The 20617-nt window shown below is 71.8% G+C and carries 16 protein-coding genes; 8 read left to right on the top strand and 8 right to left on the bottom strand.

The features are described from left to right. Positions 1-110 precede the first annotated feature (110 nt). Genes AB0M39_RS37240 through AB0M39_RS37220 form a run of 5 tightly spaced genes read right to left on the bottom strand, consistent with a single transcriptional unit; the run spans position 111 to position 7463 of the window. Entirely contained in the window at positions 111-2927 is a 2817-nt protein-coding gene (locus tag AB0M39_RS37240; protein WP_365372149.1) for a hypothetical protein, read from the bottom strand. Further along, complete coding sequence (locus tag AB0M39_RS37235) at positions 2924-4036, bottom strand: AAA family ATPase (RefSeq protein ID WP_365372146.1); 1113 nt, start codon at positions 4034-4036, stop codon at positions 2924-2926. Before AB0M39_RS37235 ends, AB0M39_RS37240 begins: the two co-directional genes overlap by 4 nt. Positions 4037-4048: 12 nt before the next feature. After that, the gene (locus tag AB0M39_RS37230; RefSeq protein ID WP_365372143.1) at positions 4049-5575 is read right to left on the bottom strand and encodes a VWA domain-containing protein; all 1527 of its coding nucleotides are present in this window, start codon (positions 5573-5575) and stop codon (positions 4049-4051) included. Further along, entirely contained in the window at positions 5572-6990 is a 1419-nt protein-coding gene (locus tag AB0M39_RS37225; protein ID WP_365372141.1) for a hypothetical protein, read from the bottom strand. Before AB0M39_RS37225 ends, AB0M39_RS37230 begins: the two co-directional genes overlap by 4 nt. Next, positions 6960-7463: a hypothetical protein gene (locus AB0M39_RS37220; RefSeq protein WP_365372138.1), complete on the bottom strand. Its 504-nt coding sequence runs from the start codon at positions 7461-7463 to the stop codon at positions 6960-6962. Before AB0M39_RS37220 ends, AB0M39_RS37225 begins: the two co-directional genes overlap by 31 nt. Before the next feature lie 498 nt (positions 7464-7961). On the opposite strand from AB0M39_RS37220, the gene AB0M39_RS37215 reads away from it, so the two are divergent. Next, a complete protein-coding gene (locus AB0M39_RS37215; protein WP_365372135.1) occupies positions 7962-8522 on the top strand; it encodes an MHYT domain-containing protein in 561 nt (186 codons plus the stop codon). Positions 8523-8579: 57 nt separating this feature from the next. Here AB0M39_RS37215 and AB0M39_RS37210 read toward each other — a convergent pair whose 3' ends face one another. After that, positions 8580-10208: a ricin-type beta-trefoil lectin domain protein gene (locus AB0M39_RS37210; RefSeq protein ID WP_365372132.1), complete on the bottom strand. Its 1629-nt coding sequence runs from the start codon at positions 10206-10208 to the stop codon at positions 8580-8582. Positions 10209-10520: 312 nt separating this feature from the next. Here AB0M39_RS37210 and AB0M39_RS37205 point away from each other — a divergent pair, with 312 nt between their 5' ends. From AB0M39_RS37205 to AB0M39_RS37185, 5 genes are all read left to right on the top strand, one after another. Next, positions 10521-11630, top strand: a complete 1110-nt coding sequence (locus AB0M39_RS37205) for a histidine kinase (protein ID WP_365372130.1) — start codon at positions 10521-10523, stop codon at positions 11628-11630. Next, positions 11627-12301, top strand: coding sequence for a response regulator transcription factor (locus AB0M39_RS37200; RefSeq protein WP_365372127.1), 675 nt, complete (start codon positions 11627-11629; stop codon positions 12299-12301). Before AB0M39_RS37205 ends, AB0M39_RS37200 begins: the two co-directional genes overlap by 4 nt. Positions 12302-12573: 272 nt before the next feature. Then, on the top strand, positions 12574-12828 hold the full coding sequence (locus AB0M39_RS37195; protein ID WP_365372125.1) for a hypothetical protein: 255 nt from the start codon (positions 12574-12576) through the stop codon (positions 12826-12828). A gap of 94 nt (positions 12829-12922) precedes the next feature. Beyond that, a complete protein-coding gene (locus AB0M39_RS37190) occupies positions 12923-13432 on the top strand; it encodes a hypothetical protein (protein ID WP_365372122.1) in 510 nt (169 codons plus the stop codon). A gap of 104 nt (positions 13433-13536) precedes the next feature. Further along, positions 13537-14304, top strand: coding sequence for an IclR family transcriptional regulator (locus AB0M39_RS37185; protein ID WP_365372119.1), 768 nt, complete (start codon positions 13537-13539; stop codon positions 14302-14304). Positions 14305-14370: 66 nt separating this feature from the next. Here AB0M39_RS37185 and AB0M39_RS37180 read toward each other — a convergent pair whose 3' ends face one another. Together AB0M39_RS37180 and AB0M39_RS37175 are read right to left on the bottom strand one after the other, a co-directional pair. Continuing rightward, positions 14371-14718 carry a hypothetical protein gene (locus AB0M39_RS37180; protein WP_365372116.1) on the bottom strand — a complete coding sequence of 116 codons (348 nt, stop codon included), beginning with the start codon at positions 14716-14718 and terminating at the stop codon, positions 14371-14373. 191 nt (positions 14719-14909) lie between these two features. Next, the gene (locus AB0M39_RS37175; RefSeq protein WP_365372113.1) at positions 14910-15665 is read right to left on the bottom strand and encodes a helix-turn-helix transcriptional regulator; all 756 of its coding nucleotides are present in this window, start codon (positions 15663-15665) and stop codon (positions 14910-14912) included. Between the two features lie 55 nt (positions 15666-15720). Between AB0M39_RS37175 and AB0M39_RS37170 the strand changes: the two genes are divergently transcribed. Both AB0M39_RS37170 and AB0M39_RS37165 read left to right on the top strand, forming a co-directional pair. Further along, positions 15721-16932 (top strand): MFS transporter, encoded by a 1212-nt coding sequence (locus tag AB0M39_RS37170; RefSeq protein WP_365372110.1) that lies wholly within the window; start codon positions 15721-15723, stop codon positions 16930-16932. Positions 16933-17929: 997 nt separating this feature from the next. Next, positions 17930-20617, top strand: a 2688-nt coding sequence (locus tag AB0M39_RS37165) for a hypothetical protein (protein ID WP_365372107.1), incomplete at its 3' end; no start/stop codon positions are given.

Below are 20617 nucleotides of genomic sequence, written 5' to 3'. Positions count from 1 at the left end.
CTGAGTCCGCCGCAGCCGGGCGCAGTCGAGGGGCCGCCCCCCACTGGCTGCCGTTGCCGCGGGACGCGGATCCGGCGCCGTGGGCCAGCGGGCTTGTCTCGCCTATGTCGTCAGCCGGCCAGCAGCACCCCCAGCGCCTCCGCTGTGTCCGGGTGGCGACCGACGAGCGCCGCGCCCGACGGGGCGGGACTCGCCGTCTCCCACGTGCCGTCGCAGCCCAGCAGATCCGCCAGCGCATCGCACGTCGCCGGATGAGCGGCGAGCAGCACGGCGCCGTTCCCCCCGGTTGCGCGGCCTGCCATCGGCAGCGCAGCCGCGTCCGGCAGGTCCTCCCACGGCGGCGTCCACGCGTCCAGGGCCGCCAGCCGGCCGGGGAAGACCCGTCCGGCCTCACGGATCAGCAGCGGCGCCAACTCGGCGCCGTCGGACCGCAAGGTGGTGATCAGGGTCGGCAGCCAGGGCAGCAGCACCGGATCCGGCAGCCGCGCGAACGCGTTCGAGACCGCCTCCACGACGAAGTCCGCCAGCTGCGGCACCGGCTCGAGCGCGTGCAGGAATCCGCTGAGATAGCGCGGATAGGCTGGCACCACCAGGGGGTTGCCCAGCAGTTCGTCGCACCGCGCCCGCAGGTCGGCACGGGAGCGCTGCCCGAGCTGCACCTCGGCCGCCCACAGCAGCGCCACCTTGGGCGGCTCCTGCGGATGCGACTGCGCGAACGCCAGCTCCAGCTGCGTACGGTCGCAGCCGAGCGACAGCGCCAGGCTCTCCATGCTGAACAGGAAGCCCAGCATGGCGGCCACCTGCCGGACGGTCGCGTCCTCGTCGGTGAACGCCGTCGGCAGCAGAGTGCAGTAGTGCGCGTAGCCCGTCTTGACGAAGGACTCGATCCACGCCGGCAGCGTCGGCTCGCTGGTCCGGTAGTACGCCAGCAGCCGGCGCACCCGACGGAGCACCTCCGGTGCTCCGTCGACGCTGCGCTCCGTCGCCAGGACCTCCAGGGCGCGGGTGCCCAGTTCGTCGGAGAGGCGGCGGCTGCGCAGATACAGCGTGGCGTCCTCGACGGCCTGAAGGACGGTCGCCGTGGTCGCGTGCGCGTCGTACGCGCTGCGCCGCAGGCGCTGCTCGAGGACCTGCTCGATGCTGACGCCCTCGTAGCCGAGTTCGATCAGCGCCCTTTGATGGGTGCCGAGCGCGAGGTCCCATGACTCCTGGATCGGCCGCTCGCCGAGCCGCCGCTCGCCCATGATCGGCCGCGCCGCGCCGTGGGGCATCAGATGGCGCAGCATCCACAGCACGTCGGAGCACTGCTCCAGTTCCGGCTGGGAGGCCATGTCCAGCAGCGCCCGCTGCACACCGCGCTGCTGCAGCTTCAGGTTCAGCGGGGCGAGCCGGTCGTGCACATCGCGTGCCAGCGGCGGCAGCGCGTCGTAGCCGACCTGGCCGATCCGGTCGCCGCCCATCATGATCTCCACGAGGCGGCGCACGTCGCGCCGGCCCGGCACGGAGTCCTTCTCGATGCAGGTGATCGCCGCGTCCTGGAAGTCGTACGGCGTGGGCTTGGCCCGATCGCGCATCCCGGCGAGCAGGATCGACGTCTCGAATACCGCGATGGCGTCGGCGGTGGAGGCGAGGTAGCCGTTGCGGCGGGCCGCGCGCACGATCTCCACCGACCAGCCGAGCAGCTCGGCCTCGTCCAGGCGGTCCAGGACGGGCGGGCGCTGCAGGAAGCCGGAGAGCTTGTCCATGGGCTCGCCCGCGGTCGTGTCCGCCCCTGCGGGAACGGCTGGCGCCGCGGTCTTCCTCGGCTTCGCGGCCTTCTTCGCCCCGGCCTGCCCCACGAGCCGGAACGGCTGCACCCGTGTGCGCTTGACGTTCTTCGCCCACTGGGTGGCGGCGATCGACACGGAGCCGGCGGCGAGGCCGAACTGCGCCTCGATCGCCCCATGGCTGGACGGGATGAGGCCGTGCTGCCAGGTGCTCGCACTGGGCGGGCTGATCTCGAAGGTGTCGGCGCCGTGGACGCCGAACTCCGCGACACGGCTGGACGCGTGGAACGCTCCGCAGACGTAGAGGCAGTCCGCGGGGTCGGCCCCGGAGGCGGCGAGGTGCTCGCGCATCCTGGTCCACATATAGCGCTCGCGGTCCTCGTCCACGCGCACCCGCTCGGGATCCCCGGGCGCCAGACGCCGGAACAGGCTGCCGATCAGCAGCATCACCTGCCGGTAGGTGTCGTGGTCGCTGTCCCCGAGCGGCAGCTCGACGTACTGGTGCCACCACTCCGACCAGTGCCGCACCCGGCCGTGGTGCAGCAGATGCTCCTCCAGCTCCGCGAAGCGCGGCCGCATGTCGCCCAGCTCCACGCCCACCGCGTCGCCGTGCAGCGCGGCCTCCTCCTCGGCCGGCGGCGCGTCCGGATCGGCGGCCTCGGCGGACTGCTCCCCGCGCGCCTGCCACTGGAAAACATGGTCCGAGGAGCGGTCGACGAGGACCAGCTCGACGCCCGGGGTGTCCAGTGCGTAGGCGATCGCCTGGTATTCGGCCGACGCCTCGGTGATGGGCGCGACGACCGACAGCGGCGCCCACTCGGCCGGGAAGCCCTGGACCTCGCTGGCGAACGCCTGCACCGCCACCGGGAGCCGGCAGTTGCGCAGCTCGGACAGGAGCGGCGCCATGTCCTCGCACAGCTCCAGGTACACGACCTTCGGCTGCTTCTCGCGCAGCCGCCGCGCCATCGCGATCGCCGAGGCCGGCGAGTGGTGGCAGACCGGGAAGATCTCCAGTGGCTCGCGCACCGCGCGGTCGACGTCGTCGACGATCCCGAGCAGGATGCCCTCCAGCGCGTCGGGCCCGTCGGCGAACGCCGTGGCGGCCTCCTGCAGCTGAGCGCGCAGCGCCTCGAAGGCCGTCCCCTCCTGTACGGGGCTCATGACAGGGTGGCGATCGCGTCGCGACCGCCCTCCAGGAACTCCGGCCAGGAGCCGCCCTCTTCCTTGCTGCGCGGCTCGACGACGCCGTGCAGATACTTGTTGAGGATCGCCAGGTCCTCCGGCTCTCGCCGGGCCAGCGACCCGACGAGGGAGGAGGCGAGCGTACGGGCGGTGAGCTCGCGCTCGCCGAAGAAGTTGCTGTGCAAGATCGCGTCCTCGAGCACGCCGATCTGCTCGGCGGTCGACAGGGCCGACTCCAGCTTCTCGTCGTCGCTGCCCGCCGACGCCGCGGAGGCGCGCAGATCGCCGAAGCTCTGCAGCAGCACGTCCAGCAGCGTCGGCGGCACGTCCAGCTCTATCTGGTGACGGCGCAGCAGCTCCTCGGTGCGGAAGCGGACGATCTCCTCCTCGCTCTTCTTGTTCGTCACCACCGGGATGCGGACGAAGTTGAAGCGGCGCTTGAGCGCGGAGGACAGATCGTTGACGCCCCGGTCGCGGCTGTTGGCCGTGGCGATGATGGAGAAGCCGGGCTTGGCGAAGACGATGTTGTCGCTGTCCAGCTCCGGGACCGAGATGTACTTCTCCGACAGGATCGAGATCAGCGCGTCCTGGACGTCGCTGGTGGAGCGGGTGAGCTCCTCGAACCGGCCGATCGCGCCCGACTCCATCGCGGTCATGATCGGCGAGGGGATCATCGACTCCCGCGACTGGCCCTTGGCGATGACCATGGACACGTTCCAGGAGTACTTGATGTGGTCCTCGGTGGTGCCGGCCGTGCCCTGCACCACCAGAGTGGAGTTGCGGCAGATCGCGGCGGACAGCAGCTCGGCAAGCCAGCTCTTGCCCGTTCCCGGGTCACCGATCAGCAGGAGGCCGCGGTCGGAGGCCAGCGTGACGATGGAGCGCTCGACGAAACTGCGGTCGCCGTACCACTTCTGGGTGATCTCCCGGTCGAGGCCGTCGGAGCGCTCGGACCCCAGGATGAACAGGCGGACCATCTTCGGGGACAGCCGCCAGGAGAACGGCTTGGGACCGTCGTCGACGGACTCCAGCCAGGCCAGCTCCTCGGCGTACTTGATCTCGGCGGGGGCGCGCAACAGGTCGGACATATCAGGGCCTTTCTAAGCGAGGAACGTCTTGAGTTCGTGGACGAGCTTGCGGATGTGGCCGGAGAGCACCGGCGTCCCCTGGTCTTTGAAGCGCTCCCGGAACCACGGGTTGACGCTGCCGCGGCCGGAGCTGGTCACCGAGCCGACGGGGATGAACTTGGCGCCCGAGCGGTGGATGGCGGTCATGCTGTCGAACAGCGGCTCGCTCTGCCATTCGTAGAAGTCCGAGATCCACACCACGACGGTGTTGCGCGGCTCGGCGATCTTCGGCTGGGCCAGCGCCATGGCGACGGTGCCGTCGGTGCCGCCGCCGAGGTTGGTGCGCAGCAGGGTCTCGAAGGGGTCGTGCACCCACGGCGTGAGATCGAGAGCCTGTGTGTCGTACGCGATCAGATGGACGTCCACCTTCGGCAGCCCGGCGAAGATCGACGCCAGAATGGTGCAGTTGACCATCGAGTCGACCATGGAGCCCGACTGGTCGACGACCACGATCAGCCGCTGGGGCGTCGTCTTGCGCGCGGTGTGCCGGTAGTAGAGGCGGTCGACGTAGAGCCGCTCCTCTTCGGGGCTCCAGTTGGTGAGGTTCTTCCAGATCGTGCGGTCGACGTCCAGGTTGCGGAATACCCGCTTGGGCGGGACCGAGCGGTCGAGGGGGCCGACCGTGGCCTTCTCCACCTGGGTGCGCAGCACCTCGGCGACCTCGTCGACGAAGCGGCGGATGAGGGCCTTGGCGTTGGCCAGCGCCACGCCCGACAGGTTGTCCTTGTCGCGCAGCAGCTGCTCGATCAGCGACATGCTCGGGGTCAGCTGTGCGGCGAGCTTCGGATCGGCGAGCACCTCGCGCAGGCGCATCCGCTTGACGAGGTCGGCTTCGATGGCGCCGAGCTCCGGGCCGATCGCCGGAATCAACCGGCTGAGGTCGGGCGTCGTACCACGGCCGCCGGTGCCGGTCGGGCTGACGCCGGATCCTGCGCCGCGACCGCCGCGCAGCTCCCCGGGCTTGCAGCCGAGCGCCCGCTCCAGCCAGCCGGCGTCGGACTGCCAGCGTGACAGCTGCCCGGCGGTGACCGTGCCGGAGCCGGAGGCGAAGACGTTGAGCAGCACCTTCGACACGAGCGCCGCGCGCCGCACCTCGGCGGCTCGGTCACGTCCGTCGTCCGGGTCGCCCTCGTCCTCGCCGTTGTCGTCGTCTGGCGCAGGGTCGGCCTCGGACGCAGGATCGGCCTCGGACACAGGCTCGGAGTCCGACTCGGGCTCTGATCCCTCGGATCCCGGCTCGGGGCGGGGCTTCGGCTCGGGCTCGGGCGCCATCAGGCCGTCGAACTCGGCGGCCAGCTCGGGGTGGCGCTGCACGACCGAGTCGACGGACGCCTGCGGGTCCAGCAGCGCGGGCGGCAGGCCGATGTCCTCGACGACGGCGAGGCTCGCCGACTCCAGCGACGCCTGCTCCTCGGGGTCGAAGAGCTGGGCGAGGAGCCGCCAGTACAGGACTTGCCGGCGGTTGTCGTGCGAGGCGACCTCGGAGTTGTGTCCGGTCATTTCCGCAACAGCCTTCCGGCGCGCTCGCGCAGCACCGCCGCCGCGTCGGTGGCGGCCTTCTCGGCCTTGACGCCCGCCTTGTCGGTGGTGCCCCCGGCCCACGCCCCGGCGTGGACCGCGACAGACTTCTTCCGCACGGTGGTCTCGACGGCGAGCGGCTGGACGACGAACGTCCCGGCGTCCCAGCGGAGCAGCCCGATGCACGCGCTCGACGCCGCGACGGCCTCGGGAGTGAGAGGCCCGGCGGTCGGAATGCGGTCCGCGTCGACGGCCAGGCGGTGTCCCGCGAGCGCGAACGTCAGGGCGTCATCGTCCTTTTGAGCGGTGTAGCCCTCCAGGAAGACGGGAACGGCGATGCGCGCCGGGTGCCGGTCGAGGGGAGCGGTCGCCGCGGCGGACGCGGTGGACAGGGCCACCCGAGCGGTGGCGAACGCGTCGGCCGGCTCGCTGGGGCGTGCGTGCTCGTCGCCCCAGATCAGATCGCCCTCCGCGGTGATCGGCATGCCGGCGACCTCCATGGAACGGCCTTCGCTGACGGCTGCCAGGAGCGACATGTGCGGGCGGAGCAGCTGCCAGAGGCCGGCTCCGACGACCGTGTCGGGCTTCGGCGCCGACACGCTGGCGCGCACCAGTCGGGGCGCGCCGCCGTCCGCGGGCTCGAACACCGCGTGGACCTGTGCCTGTGCGGCCGTCGCGTGCTCCTGCACGTCGACGCCGAGAGGCAGGAGGCGGCCGGTGGCCCGGCCGGTCACCGGCGCGTCGGCCGCACCGGTCAGCGTCAGCAGCATCGCCCGCGACCACAGGTCGGCCCAACGGCGTGCCGGTACGCACTCCAGGGAGGCGCCCGGACAGGACGCGGCGAGCTCGGCGGCGAAACCGTCCAGGAGCGTCGCCAGACGGCGCAGGGCCGGGTCGGGAAGCATCGCGGAGACGACCGGCGCCGACCCGGAGACCACCTCGTGGTCGATGCCCCGCCATCCGCAGCGCGCCAGATCGGACAGCCAGGAGCGGGCGGCGACCAGCAGGTTCGCCGTCTGCTGCCCGTCGGGCGTCGCGACGGTCTCCTCGTCGCGGGACCGACCGGTCGCCTCGTCGACGCGCGTCGTCAGCGCGTCGTGGACGGAGCCGAGCAGCGCGGTGCGGGCAGCGGCGAGAGCGACGAAGTGATCCTCGCCCGCGGTGCCGGCCACCGTCTTCTCGGCCGCCTCGGCGACCCTTGCGGCCAGCGGCGTGCCCGCCACGGCCTGGGCGAACTCGGCGAGGCCGGCGGCCTGGGCCGACGGAGGCCGGAGCAGTCCGGTGACCAGCGCCTGGTCGAAGGCGTCGACGGCTGCCAGGGCTTCGTCGAGCCCGGCGATGGTCTCGACGAGCAGGTCGGCGCGCATCATGCCGCCGCCCTGGTCGGCGGGAACCACTGCATCTCCGGCAATGGAGCGGTGGTCGGCGCGAGTTCCAGGTACGCCAGGTGGCGCAGGAACCGGCTGAAGACGGGTGCGGCGGCCGTGGTGTCCCCCTGTGACGGACGCGTGCTGCTCATGTCGGCGGCGATGCTCTGCGCGCTCGGCTCCCCGCCCACGGTGTCGACCCTCAGATAGCGGGCGACGCGCTCGGCGCCGTACTGCAGCACCGCCTCGTTGATCAGGGCCCGGATGTGGTTGCAGAACGAGCCCCGCGCGCCGCCGCAGGGACGGTTGTTGTTCGTGCTGCAGGCGAACGCGTAGGCGCCGGCCGCGACCGACGACACGTACACCCGCTCGATGTCCGAGCCGCTGGACACCACACCCTGCAAGCGTCCGTCGGCCAGCTCGACGAACGGGACCTTGGCGAGCTTGCGCGGCCGTGCGGGCGGTATCACCCGTGCCGTGCTCGACCTCTCCCAGTCTGACAACGCACCATCTCCTATGCACCAAAGGGGCTTCTGCGCCACAACGGCGAGACACCGCTGAACTTACTGGCGACCACTGACAACGCCGATCGCGCAGGCGTGGACGCACAGCCGCACTGTCGTGTCCGCGCTGCTCGGGGAGCCGGAGGCGATGCCTCGGCTGAAGCCGCCGCCGAGTCTCAGGTCGGCCCTGTCGCGGTGCAGTCGTCGCGGCGCCCGTGCTGGAGAGCCGGCAGCGCAGGCGCGCCCCGTCGGAGCAGGTCGGGCGACGAGACCACGAGGCATACGCTCGGCGGCCTCTTTCGGAACGCTGTTCAGTGGATCAACCCTCGATGCTATGTTCTACCGAACAGCGTGACGATGTGATCGACCGGGCCGCACTCGAGGGCGCGCAGCGAACAGAACGGTGGCGGACCCCAAGTCGCCCTGCCCGCCTGTTCTCCCGGTGATGACAGAGCAACGACGCTGTTCGCATCCATAGAGAACGATCCGGGGGCCCTCATGTCTCATGGCCACGCCTTGTTCACCTCGCCGATCTACCCGGTGCTGGCCTACGCCAACGCGTTCGTCGGGTCCGTTCTCGGGCTCGCCTGCACGCGTCGGCTGCTGACGCGCGGGCCGCGCCATGGCTGGAACTGGCTGCTCGGAGGCGCGGTCGCGCTCGGCTGCGGGATCTGGGGCATGCACTTCATCGCCATGCTCGGCTACAGCCCGAACGGAATCACCCCGCGGTACGACGTGCCGCTGACGGCACTGAGCATGGTCGTCGCCATAGCGATCGTCGGGCTGGGGATTCTCGCCATCGCGCTCCGGCCGTCCTGGCTCACGGTTCTCGGCGGGGGCGTCGTCTGCGGAGTCGGTATAGCGGCGATGCACTACATCGGCATGGCCGCCATGGCGGTGCCCGGGTCCGTGAGCTACGACCCTCAGCGCGTTCTGCTCTCCGTCGGCGTCGCCGTCGTCGCCGCGTCCGGGGCGCTGGCGGCAACGATGCTGACGGCCGGTCGGACGGTCACGGCCGCGGCGGCCCTGGTGATGGCCGGGTCGAGACAGAGGTCGTGATCGAGGGGGCGTGTCGCGTCCCTCGCCTCTCTGCTCAGATCAGCAGTGCGCCGAGGGCTAGCGGGTCCTGGGCGTCAGGCTGATCGGACGGCCTCCGAGCCAGGTCTGCGAGGGCGTCCCGTCGCGCGGCTCGAGAGCGACGGGGTCCGCCCCCGTCGAGGGGACGGGGGCGATCACCAAGTGGCGAGCGGCGTACGGCGTGAGCTCTCCGCGGAAGTTCCACTCGACCCGCAGGTCTTGACGCGGGTCGATGCGCGAATCGCCGTCGCAGGGGAGCAGCAGCACGCTGTCGCCGGCGAGCGGACCCAGGCACAGGCCGGGGTCCGCCCCGTTGCGCACCAAGGCGTCCGCGCCGAGGATCCACCGCTGGCTGTCGACGCCGGTGCACCGCCTGCTCACCACGGTCTGCCGCGGCGCGGGGACATCGTCCGCGGGGCTGAGGCACTGTCCTGTCGCGGCGTTGCGCAACTCCGTACGCGGGGCGTCAGGGCTCGGGTCCGCAGTCGGGGTCGGAGTCGGCTTCGGATCCGGTCCGGGGTTCGGTGCGCTCGATCCCTCCACGCGGGATGGAGCGGCGGTCGGCGGCTGTACGGAGCCGGGGCCGTCGTCCCCCTCTGAAGCGAGGAACGCCGTGCCCAAGGCCGCAGTGGCCAGAAGGGCGACACCGGCGAGCACGGAACTCGCCGTCACCCCGCCAGCGCGTGGGCGCGCCGGGCAAACGGGGCGCGGGTGCGGGCTCGACGATGAGACCGCAGGCTGCGCCGCGCTGCTGGGGTCAGGGTTGCTGACGGACTGGAAGTCCTGCTGAGACCAGCCGTCGCCGTCCGGTTCCTGATCGCCTTTCTGATCGTCCTCCCGTTCGCGGTCCTCGCCGCCCGCGAGACGCGCCGGCAGATACTGCCGGGCGCCCCAGGGCAGCACGCCTTCCGCGAGGACCGGGGCGAGCAGGTCTCCATGCTGCGCCAGTTCCCGGGCTGCCGAACGGCATCGCGCGCACTCCAGCAGATGCCGCGCCAGATCGGCCGGACTCTGCACGCCGGCGTTACGGGTCGCCGCGTCGAGCAGGCCCGCATAGGCCGCACACGAGGTGTCGCCGGTGCGAGCGCGATGGGCCTGAACACACGCTTCGCGGAACAGCGTCCGCGCCCGGGCCAGTTGCCGGGCCGCGACGTCCGCGTCCTGGCCGGTCAGACGGCCCAGTACCGCAGGAGGATCGTCCTCGACCGCCCCGTGCCAGACCAGGCTCTGGGTGGGCTCGGGCAGGTCCATGAACGCGAGGCGGGCGAGGGATGCGCGCTCTCCCTCCCGGGCCAGGCGGGCGTTCCCCTCTTCCCTCAGCCACGCGAGGAACGCGTCCCCCAGGCCCTGGTGGCGGCCACGGGCGGCCCAATCGGCGGCCGTCCTGAGCGTCGCGACGAGCAACGCGGGACGCCAGGCGAAGGGCCGGGCGCCCTCGCGCTGCGCCTGGCGCCGTACGCGGATGAACGCCGCGCCGGTCAGCCGCGTCGCCGTAGCCGTCCGGGTGGTGCAGAGCCCGGCGTACCGGAAGACGCTCGTGCGGTGCCGGGAGACGAGTTCGGCGAGCGCGCGGTGGGACTGGCTCCGGTCCTTGCCCTTCAGCCAGATCGCGGTGAGTTCGCCGTCCGACAGTTCGGACAGCGGCTGGGCGACCGGTTTCCCGCTCAAGGCGGAGCCTCCTACGTGCTCGGGTAAGGCGCCGCGCACTGCTCGGGCTGCCGACGGAGTGGCGCGGGGCTCCCTGCCGGCGAGTTCGTCTCGCCGGTATGCGAGCCAGTATGCGAGCAAGCGGAACCCCAGTCGCCAGACGGATGGTAGATGCACCGAACAGTATTCGGCAATACCTAACAAGTGAACTGTCGTCGTCGCGACGATGAACCACGAGTCGGAGCGCGAGGACGCCGTACCGTCTGGCGGTCGACACCCGGGCGGCCGGGTGTCGACGCGTGGCGGCGCCCGTCCTGAACTAGCGTCGGCAGCATGCGGAACCAGGCGAGAGCGTGGCTGGGCGCGATCGCCCTGTGTGGGGTGATGCTGGGGTTCCCGGCCCTCGTCGAAGGGATCGCGCCGACGGGTCCCGAGGCCGGAGCGGCGGCGCTGAGCTGCGCGCCGCTGCCGTTGTGCCGACGGTGGACCCTGCCCGCGCTCTTCGCCTCCCTGGCCGCCGTCGTGTGGTCGATCTACCTCACCGCCCTCGTCTTCCCGCCCGCTCTGCCGATCCTGGTGTGCCTGTACGTCGTGGGGCTGACCAAGACCATGCGGACGACGGTGCTGACCGCCGGCTCGTGCGTCGCCGTCGTGCTGGTGACCGTGCAAGCCGTACGGCACGTACCCGAGTTCGACCTCCGCAACGGCACGCAGCTGGGGTGGTTCGTCGCTGCTCCCGCCATCGGCGTCGCCGTGACCAACCAGCGCCGGTTCCGGGCCGAGGCCGCCGAGTCGCGCGAGGCCGAGGCGCGGCGCCGGGTGGGGGAGGAGCGGCTGCACATCGCGCAGGAGCTGCACGACATCGTCGGCCACAGCATCGCGATGATCAACGTGCAGGCCAATGTCGCCGTCCATGTGATCGACCGCCAGCCCGAGCAGGTACGAGAGTCCCTGATGCTGATCCGCGACGCCAGCGGCACGGCGCTGGAGGAGATCCGCGCCACGCTGGGGCTGCTGCGTCAGGCCGACCCCAACGCCCTGCCGGTCAGCCCGGTCAGCGGTCTGGGCGACATCGACGCACTCGTGGAGCGCGCCCGCGCCGCAGGCCTCGAAGTCGACTACGAGGTGAGCGGCGAGCGGCGCGAGGTGCCCGCCGTCGTGGGCGCCACCGCCTACCGGCTGGTCCAGGAAGCCCTGACGAACGTGGTCAAGCACGCGGGGCGGGGCAGTCAGGTGCAGGTCCTGCTGGGCTTCGGCGAGCGACGGCTGACCGTCGTGGTCACCGACGACGGCGGCGGCACGGCCGAGTGGGTACCGCTCGGCACCGGCCTGGGGCTGAGCGGGATGAGGGAGCGCGTGACCGCGGCCGGGGGGACCCTGGAGGCAGGTCCCCTGCGCTCGGGGTTCCGGGTCGCGGCGGAGATTCCCACGGAGGCCTCATGACGCTGCGGGTACTGCTGGCCGACGACCAGAAGCTGGTCCGAGCCGGCTTCCAGGTGCTGATCGACTCCGAACCAGGGTTCGAGGTGGTGGGCGCCGCGTCGGAGGGCGCCGAGGCGGTCGAGCTGACCCGCTCGCTGCGGCCCGACGTGGTCCTGATGGACATCCGGATGCCCGGCATGGACGGCATCGCCGCCACGGAGGAGATCTGCGCGGACGCGGACCTGGCGGCGGTGAAAGTGGTGGTGCTGACGACCTTCGGCCACGACGACTACGTCTTCGCCGCCCTGCGCGCCGGCGCGAGCGGCTTTCTGATGAAGGACACCGCACCGTCCGAGCTGCTGTCCGCCATCCATACCGTCGTGGCCGGCGACAGCCTCGTACTGCCTCAGCGCATGCGCCACCTCGTCCACGACCAGACCCACGATCACCGTCAGCGCACCGGGGAGAGCGCCGAGGAGCTCGAGCGCCTCAGCGCCCGCGAGCGCGAGGTCCTGGAGCTCGTGGGCCGCGGTCTGACCAACGACGAGATCGCCGCCGAGCTGGTGCTCTCGCCCCTGACGGCCAAGACCCACGTCAGCCGCATCATCACCAAGCTGCAGGCACGCGACCGGGTGCAGCTGGTGATCCTCGCCTACGAGACCGGGCTGGTGATCTCCGGACCGGACGACTGAGGATCCCGCCCGGGGCTCGAGGGAGCCGGCGGCTCGCGGGGGCCTGCGGCTCGAGGCGGCTGGCCACCTGGGCGCATACACCCGCGGGAGTACCGCGGCGGAGAGTGTCACCCCCGGAGGGACGCGCGGCCGCAGGGGCGGAGGCCACTGTGGTGGTCATCGGGATCTGGACGACAGGCCACAGCCGCTTTCCGGATCCGCTCTCTCCGCCGACTGAATCCGGAGCCACTCCCTTGTTCCGCCACCGCACGCCCACTCACCCGATCTTCGTTGTGACCGCTGCCCCCATGGAGTCCGAGAACCAGGCGTGGTGGGGTGTCACCCTCCCCATGACCACTCCAGACGGCCGCTCGGGCAGCCACACCTTCGTCGTGCAGGCGCGCACACCCGAGAAGGCGGTCAAGCGGAGCATGAAAGAGGCGCTCGGCAAGGCGGCCCGCGATCACCGGCGCGACGCGTCCGTGGACGTCCACGCCGACTCGGCCGTGGTCACGCGGTGGCTGCCCGAGGGGGGACTGGGCGGATGACGACCGCCGTACGAACAGTCCTCGCACTCGTACCCGCGCAGGCGGGCGCACTCCCCGCCGACACACCGGAACCGACAGGAGCTCCCACCCCCTCATGACCGCATTCCACTCCCCTTTCCCTCCCCTCCTCGCACTGCGTCATTTCACCTCCTGCTTCCTCGCCAGGGCACAGGCCGAGTCACAGCTCGAACACTCCGAGGCAGAACGCCTCGAAGCCGAGCGCATACGGCAGGAACGCCTCCAGGCCGTCGAGTACGCCCTCGCCGCGCTGGCCGACTTCCCCGCCACGCTCGCCCTGACGCTCGACACCGCCGCCTTCACCGGGCTGCCCGCCGCACCCCGCAACCCCGACAACGCAGAGCGGGGCTCCATGCGATCGAACGCCGTGGCCTTCCTCGGCGAGGGGGTATGGCTGCACCATGCACGGACCTCCCGCGGCCCGCTCACGCCCGCGCGGGACGAGGTGACCCTCGTTGTCCCGGACGGAGGGCGCTATCTGACGCTGCCGATCGAGGACGACGAGACGCTCGCCAGGACACTGATCCGGCTCGGTCTCCACAACGGCCACGGCTGCCACGAGGTGCGCCTGCCGCGGCAGCGCTGATCCCAGGACCTGCCTGTCGCCCGGGCTACGCGTGGGTAGGATTCCACTCAAGGGAGCGGCTGAGCCGAACAGGGGTCTCCCACGGCGAAAGGGAGAACCTTTTCATGGTCCAGGCCGTACAGCGGGCGGTCCAGATCCTGCGCGAGCTGGCCACAGACGGCCCGCGGCTGGGCGTGACCGACCTCGCCGACCGTCTGGGCGTTGCCAAGCCGACGGCCCACGCTCTGCTCCGGACGCTGGAGGGCGAAGGCCTCGTCCTCCAGGACCAGGAGACCGGCAAGTACCGTCTCGGCCCCAACCTGCTCCGCCTCGGCGGCGCCTACCTCCAGGGGCAGGAACTGCGCACACGGTCGCTCGCCTGGTCGGATCTTCTGGCCGCGCAGGTGGGGGAGGCCGTACTGGTGGGCGTGCTCACCGGACGCGAGATCGTGGTGGTGCACCACGCCTTCCGTCCGGAGGGACCCGTGCAGATCTCCGAGGTGGGCAGCAGCATCCCGTGGAACACCTGCGCCCTCGGCAAGGCGGTCGTCGCCCACCTGCCGCAGGCCCTGCACGACGAGCTGCTCGCCGGCCCGCTCGAGGCGCTGACCGACTCCAGCGTGCAGGACGGCGACGAGCTCTCCAAGGAGCTGGACGAGGCCCGCAAGGTCGGCTACGCCCTGGAGGACCGGGAGGCCGTGATCGGAGAGGCCGCCGTCGCCTCGCCCGTGTTCGACCACAGCGGGCTCGTGGTGGGCGCCATCGCCGTGACCGGGCCCTTCGAGCGTCTGCTGACGGACGACCGGCGCCAGGACCTGGCCGTCGCGGTCCGCGGCACCGCGCGCAACCTCTCCCGGGACTTGGGCTCGCCCCGCGGAACGCCCCGACGCTGACCCCTGGCCGTCCCGCCGGCTGCGCATTCGGTCAGTGGGCGACAGAGATCAGTGGGCGACACAGAATCAATGAACGACGGAGAAGCTGCGCCACGGCAGGGTGTCGGGGGCGGTCACGTTCGAGGAGGACATCGGGACGTAGATCCCGTCAGCCTCGTCGGACTTCTGGCACTTCGGAGTCCGGTACATGATGACGTCGACCAGGGTGTTGTTCTCCACGTGGGCCGCGCCGTGCGGGAGGCCGATCCTGTGGCAGCCCTGGACGGGGGTGTTCGAGTATGTGAGCTCGACCAGGGAGTCGTGGGCGCGGAAGCTGAGCGTGCCCACGGTGGTCTTGCCGGCCGAGCAGGCCGTGGCCGTGAGCAGCAGCAGTGCCGCCCCGGTGACGACGCGGATATGGCGGAGGTGGGACATGCTTCGGTGTCCTCGTCTGTGCGGTGAAGGCTGCCCTTGACCGCAGCCTGGCGTGCCGCGCCTCTGGGGGCATCCGGTGCGCACCCGCAGGGATGACGGCCGAAGGAGGGAGAACGCCGCACGGCGCCGGGCGTGCAGCCGCGGGCCGGCTGCCGGGGCGGCCGGACGCAGGGCGCCTCTCCAGCACGGACTCAGCGGGTGTGATCCCGCGGCTGGTGTGTGCCTGGGGTGTGGCCGAAGGTGCGGCGGAAGACGTCGATGAACGCGCTGGCGGACGACCAGCCGCACAGATGCGCCACGGTCGTCACCGGCGTGTTCTCGGCCAGCAGGACCAAGGCGTGATGGAGGCGTAGCTGGGTGCGCCACTGCGGGAACGTCATACCGAGGTCGCTTCTGAAGCGGCGAGAGAGCGTGCGGTCGCTCGCCCCGACCTCTCTGCCCAGCGCGGCCAGTGTGCGGTCGTCGGCCGGGTCGGCGCGCAGGATCGCGCACAGCGCCTGGAGTTGGGGGACGGTCGGCGCGGGCAGGTGCAGCGGCTGCTGCGGCGAGGCCCGCAGCTGGTCGAGGAGTACTGCCCGCAGCCGGGCGCGTTCAGGACTGCCGTCGTCGGGGCCGCGGGTGTGGGCGAGGATCAGCTCGCGCAGCAGGGGGCCGACGGCCAGCACGGTCGGCGTGTCCAGCCCGAGCGGGTTCTCGCTTTTGGGAAGCCCGACCAGATGCAGTTCGAGTTCGCCGTGTGCCTGGTGGGCGTGGACCGTGCCGGCCGGCACCCAGATGGCGCGGGTGCCCGGCGCCACCCAGGAGCCCGCGCTGGTGGCGACGGACAGGACTCCGCGACCGGCGTAGACGATCTGGTGGTCGTCATGCCGGTGGGCGTCGATCGCGGCGCCGGGAGCCAGCTGCTGCGTACGGGTCGGCGCGACCGGTTCGTGGCGGATTTCCGTCATTGGTTGGCAGTTTATCGGAAGCACGACACAACGCTCGGTGAAGACCATGGGTGACGTGCCAAGAAACAGAGCGATCACACTGCTGTCGGTCGGCCATGCCTGCGTCGACGTCTACCAGGGCGCCGTGGCGGCCCTCGTCCCCTTCTTCGTCGCCGAGCGGGCCTACAGCTACGCCGCGGTCTCGGGCATCGTGCTCGCCGCGTCGGTGCTGTCCTCCGTGGCACAGCCGGTGTTCGGCGTGCTCACCGACCGCTGGGCGATGCCCTGGCTGCTGCCGCTGAGCACCGTCCTCGGCGGTGTGGGCATCGCGCTGAGCGGTGTGAGCGGCTCGTACGGACTGACGCTCGCGTTCGTGGCCGTGTCCGGGGTGGGCGTCGCCGCCTATCACCCCGAGTCCGCCCGCGTCGCCCGGCTCGCGAGCGGGGGCAGCCACAGCGCGATGGGCTGGTTCTCCCTGGGCGGCAACCTCGGTTTCGCTACGGCGCCCCTCATGGTCTCCGCCGTCGTCGCGACCGGGGGCCTGCGACTGACGCCGCTGTTGGCGGTGCCGGCGCTCGTCGGCAGCGTGCTGTGCCTGCCGGTGCTGCGCGAACTGGAGCGGCGGCGCTCCCGCGGCTCCTCCACGGCGGCGGTCGGGCGCGACGACAAGGCGTCGTTCGTGAAGCTGTCGCTGGCCGTGGTCTGCCGGTCGATCGTCTTCATCGGCCTGAGCACCTTCGTCTCGCTGTACGCGCAGCAGCGCATGGACGGCAGCGGGGCGGCGGGTACCGCGGCGCTGTTCGTCCTCTACATCGGCGGCGCGGTGGGCTCCGTCCTGGGCGGCTCGCTGGCCGGCCGCTGGGACCGGGTCACCGTCTCCCGCTGGTCGTACCTGGTCTCGGTGGCGTCCGTCGCCGGGGTCGTGTTCGTACCCGGCCCGGCGCTGTACGTGTTCGTGGCGCTGACCTCGGTCGCCCTGTACGTCCCGTTCTCGCTCCAGGTCACGCTCGGGCAGGACTACCTGCCCACGCGCGTCGGCACCGCCAGCGGGATCACCCTCGGTCTGACCGTCAGCATCGGCGGTCTGGCCAGCCCCCTCATCGGCAGGGTCGCCGACGCCACGTCACTGCGCACCGCTCTGGCGCCGCTGATCCTCATGCCCGCTCTGAGCTGGCTGTTGTTCCGCTCCCTGCCCGAGCCCGCCGTGCCGCAGCCCAGGGAGGCGGCGCACAGAAAGGACGACGACTCTGATGCCGCGCTCGCTCCCGCCCGGCCCGGCGACCACTGACCGCCCGGCGGCCTGGGGGAGCGGGGGAGGGCTCGGCGAGCCCGGTCCCGTACAGAAGGAGTTCGCCCGTCGCCGGATTCTCCTTGGGAGTTGAGAACGGCGGGGGCGATGCGGGCGGTCGTCGCGGTGGCCGGCCAGCCGCCGAAGTCATAGGGTCCCCGGCGGTCTCCAGGGATTCGGATGCCCAGTGCGGAAGACCACTGATATCCGTCCTGGTCAAGGGAATTACTGGCCATGCAGTCGACCCTCGGTCGGCGTACCGGATGGCCATTGCATCGGTCCGCGCAGTCAAGTTATGGTGCTGATGACCAGCTTGACCGGGCAGTGTGACGGCGGGGGCCGGCCGGGAAGTCTTTCCTCGGCAATCACATTCCCGGAATGATTCTGTGTGCACTGGGGGGAATTGTGATCCACAGGTCTGTCTTCGCAGGCTTGAAGGGCGACGGGGGATTTCTCGGTTCGCGATACGGCGTGGCGCGACAAGCCGCCGTGGTCACGGACTTCTTCGCCCGCTGACGCCGAGCTCCCTTCCCGCGCGCTCTTCGCTGGAATCTCAAGTGGTTGTCACGCGCTCAGGCCGTGATGGAGGCCGCGCTGCGCCTTGGTTCAACCCCTTTCCAACCGGCGGCGATACGTGCTGACGGAATCGCGCGTGCTCGTTGTGCGCCGCATTCCGATGCCCTGCCCCGTACGGCGTCCATTCGCCCATGTGCGCAGGGCATGCCACTGCCGCCGCTCAACCCGAACCGAGACGTTGTAAACCCGGCGACAGAGGGAGAGTCTTTTCCGCAGCAGTCGTGCCGCGCGAGCCACGCGCTCCCGCAGCCCGGCCTGCTGTGCCGCCTCATGCTCCTTCGATCCCCCTGCTTTCCCCGTGCGAGCAGGGGGTTCCCTGTGTCGCCATGTCATTTTCTCGATCCATTTCATTGATTCTTTGACAAGAGGGGTTCCCGTGAAGGGAAGTTTCCGGCCCAGAGCCGGGAGGAGACGCAGTCGAGTGTCACGCGTCGTGCGCAGTGCGGTGTCGGCGGCAGTCGCCCTGGCCGTACTGGGCGGTGTGGCGGGCGAGGTCGTTGCCGCCGCACCCGGGAGGCCGGATGGCCGCAGTGCGACGGTGGGGCTCCTCGTGGGCCTGGGGGCGCCGGACTCCGCCCCGCCTCCCGCGCGTACTTCGCTGGATGCGCTCAGTGACGAGCGTGACCGTCAACTGGTCGAGGATTTCGCGGAGTTCGACGAGGAGGAGGAGGTCCGCGAGGCCGCGCGGAAGGCTTTGGAGAGTACGGATCCGAACGCGATCCGGGACTTCCTGGAGCGCGGTGAGGCCGAGGCGCGCCAGCGCGCGAAGGACAAGCGGGACGCGACCGACGTCGCCAACCGCAAGAAGATCGAGGCGATGCGCGGCGCCGGAGGGCCGTTCTTCAACGCGGAGGTCGAGCGGGTACTGAAGGGCAACGCCCGAGACCGCGCGGACTTCCTGGCGTTCGGCGCGGAGATCGCGCGGCAGCGGGACAAGGCGACTGAGCAGAACGAGCAGGAGCGCGCCGCGGAGAACCGCAAGCGCGTGGAGATGCTCGTCGCGGTCGGCGGCCCGGAGGTCAAGCGGGCCGCAGCCGAGGCGCTGGCCACCAACGACGACAAGGCGATCGCCGAGTTCCTGGAGAAGGGCTATCTCCTCGCCGCGCAGAAGGACGCCGACGACCGGGCCGCGCACGAGAAGGCGCAGAAGGAGGCCCTGGAGGCGGCCGAGAAGCTGCGCAAGCTCGCCGAGAACACGGCGCGCGCGGCTGAGGCCCGTACGAAGCTGATCGCGGCTCATGGCCGTGCGGTCAAGGCGCTGAAGGAAGCGTCGAACGCGATGAACGCGGCTGCGGCGCAGTCGCGTGAGGCGGACCGGCTGCTTGCCGCCGACCGGGCCGGGAAGCGGCTCTCGGACTACGGTCCGGTGAAGACCGAGATCGCCCGGCAGGTGGGCATCGCGGACGGGGCGTCGAAGGCCGCGCAGGTGGCGGCGGGTCAGGCCAAGGTGCAGGCCGATGTGCTGGTGGAGACCGGTCTGACGCACGGCGTGCAGTGGTCGCAGGTGGCCACGGGCATCGCGGCGGCCGCCGACGCGGCGGCCACGGCGGCCGCGACCGCGCAGCACGCGGTGGACGCGACCGCGGCCGACGCTGCGGGGCTGAACTCGCAGAACCAGGCCGAGCTGCACGAGCAGCAGGCCAAGAAGTGGCGTGCCAACGCCGAGCAGCACGCCAAGGCGGCGGCTCAGCTGGCGGCCGCCGCGGCGAAGCAGGCGAAGATCGCCGCGGACGCGGCGACCAAGTCCCGCCAGGCGCGGATCGAGGCCGAGCAGGCGGAGAAATCGGCGTGGGCGCACGCGCAGAAGACCCGCAACGCCCGCATCGAGGCGCAGCGCCAGGCGAAGATCGCCTCCGAGCAGCGGGTGATCGCCGAGCGGGAGCGCGAGCTGGCGGCCGCCGCACGCAAACGCGCCGAGATCGAGCGGGACCGGGCGGCCGCGGCGCGTGCGCGGGCCGAGGCCGAACAGCGCACGGCCTCCGCCAAGCGGGCCGACGCCCAGACCGCCGCTGCCACCGCGGCTGAGAAGCGGGCGCACGCCCAGACCCAGGAAGGCATCGCGGCCGGGGCCGACGAGAAGGCCCGGGGCGAGGAGACCAACGCCCGTAACGCCCGGAACAAGGCGGTGGAGGCCGAGCGCGCCCACAACGCGCAGGAGGCCCGCGCCAGGGCGACCGACGCGATGGCCGCGAAGGCGAAGGGGACCGAGTACGCGGAGACCGCGCGCAGCGCCGCCACCGAGGCACGGTCGGACGCGAACGCCGCCAAGACCGCCGCGGAGTCGGCGCGCAGCGCGGCCGACAGCGCGTCCGGTGCGGCGATGCGGTCCCGCCAGGCGGCCATCGAGGCGTCCGGTGCGGCCGCCCGCGCGAGGGCGGCGGCCTCCGAGGCCACCGCGCACGCCGCGCGCGCCAACGCGGCGGCCAACAAGGCCGAGGCGGCCGCCTTCGCCGCGAACGCCGCAGCTGACAAGGCGGAGTCCGAGGCGGCGCTGACGCGTGCGGCGACCCAGCGGGCCAACGCCAAGGCCGCGGAAGCGACCGCGCAGGAGGCCCGAGCGGGCATCGCCGCGCATGAGGCCACGCGTCTGGCGGGCCTGGCGGCCATGGAGGCGAACCAGTCGCTCCAGGCCGCCAACCGCACTCGCGAGGAGGCCGAGGGCGCGACCCGCGAGGCTGCCATGGCCCGGGTGCAGGCGGGCATCGCCGTCCAGGCCGCCACGTCCGCCCGCACCACGGCCGCCGGTATCGCCGATCCGGCGAACACGGCGATCCTGCTGACCGCGCCGTTCGCCGGCAACGACGTCAACGCCGACTTCGCCGCCGATGTGGCCAAGGCCGCGCTGGAGATGGGCCAGGAGGAGGTCGCCAAGGCCGAGGCCAGGGCGACCGAGGCCGTCAAGGCGGCCGAGGCCGCCGAGGCCGCGGCGACCAGGGCCAACGCGCAGGTCGCTCCGGCCTTCAAGGCAGCGGCGGCAGCGGCCCGTTCCTCCGCCGACGCGGCCCGCTCGTCGGTCGCCGCGATGAAGTCGGCCGCGGCGGCGGCCGAGGACGGTGCCAAGGCCCGGGCCGCCGCGGCCCGCGCGAACCAGGCCGACGCCCAGGCGCAG

It is taken from the genome of Streptomyces sp. NPDC051907, assembly GCF_040681075.1.
GTDB lineage: Bacteria > Actinomycetota > Actinomycetes > Streptomycetales > Streptomycetaceae > Streptomyces.
The sequence above is the reverse complement of the archived record's forward strand: the minus strand, read 5'-3'. Positions and strand labels throughout refer to the sequence as shown.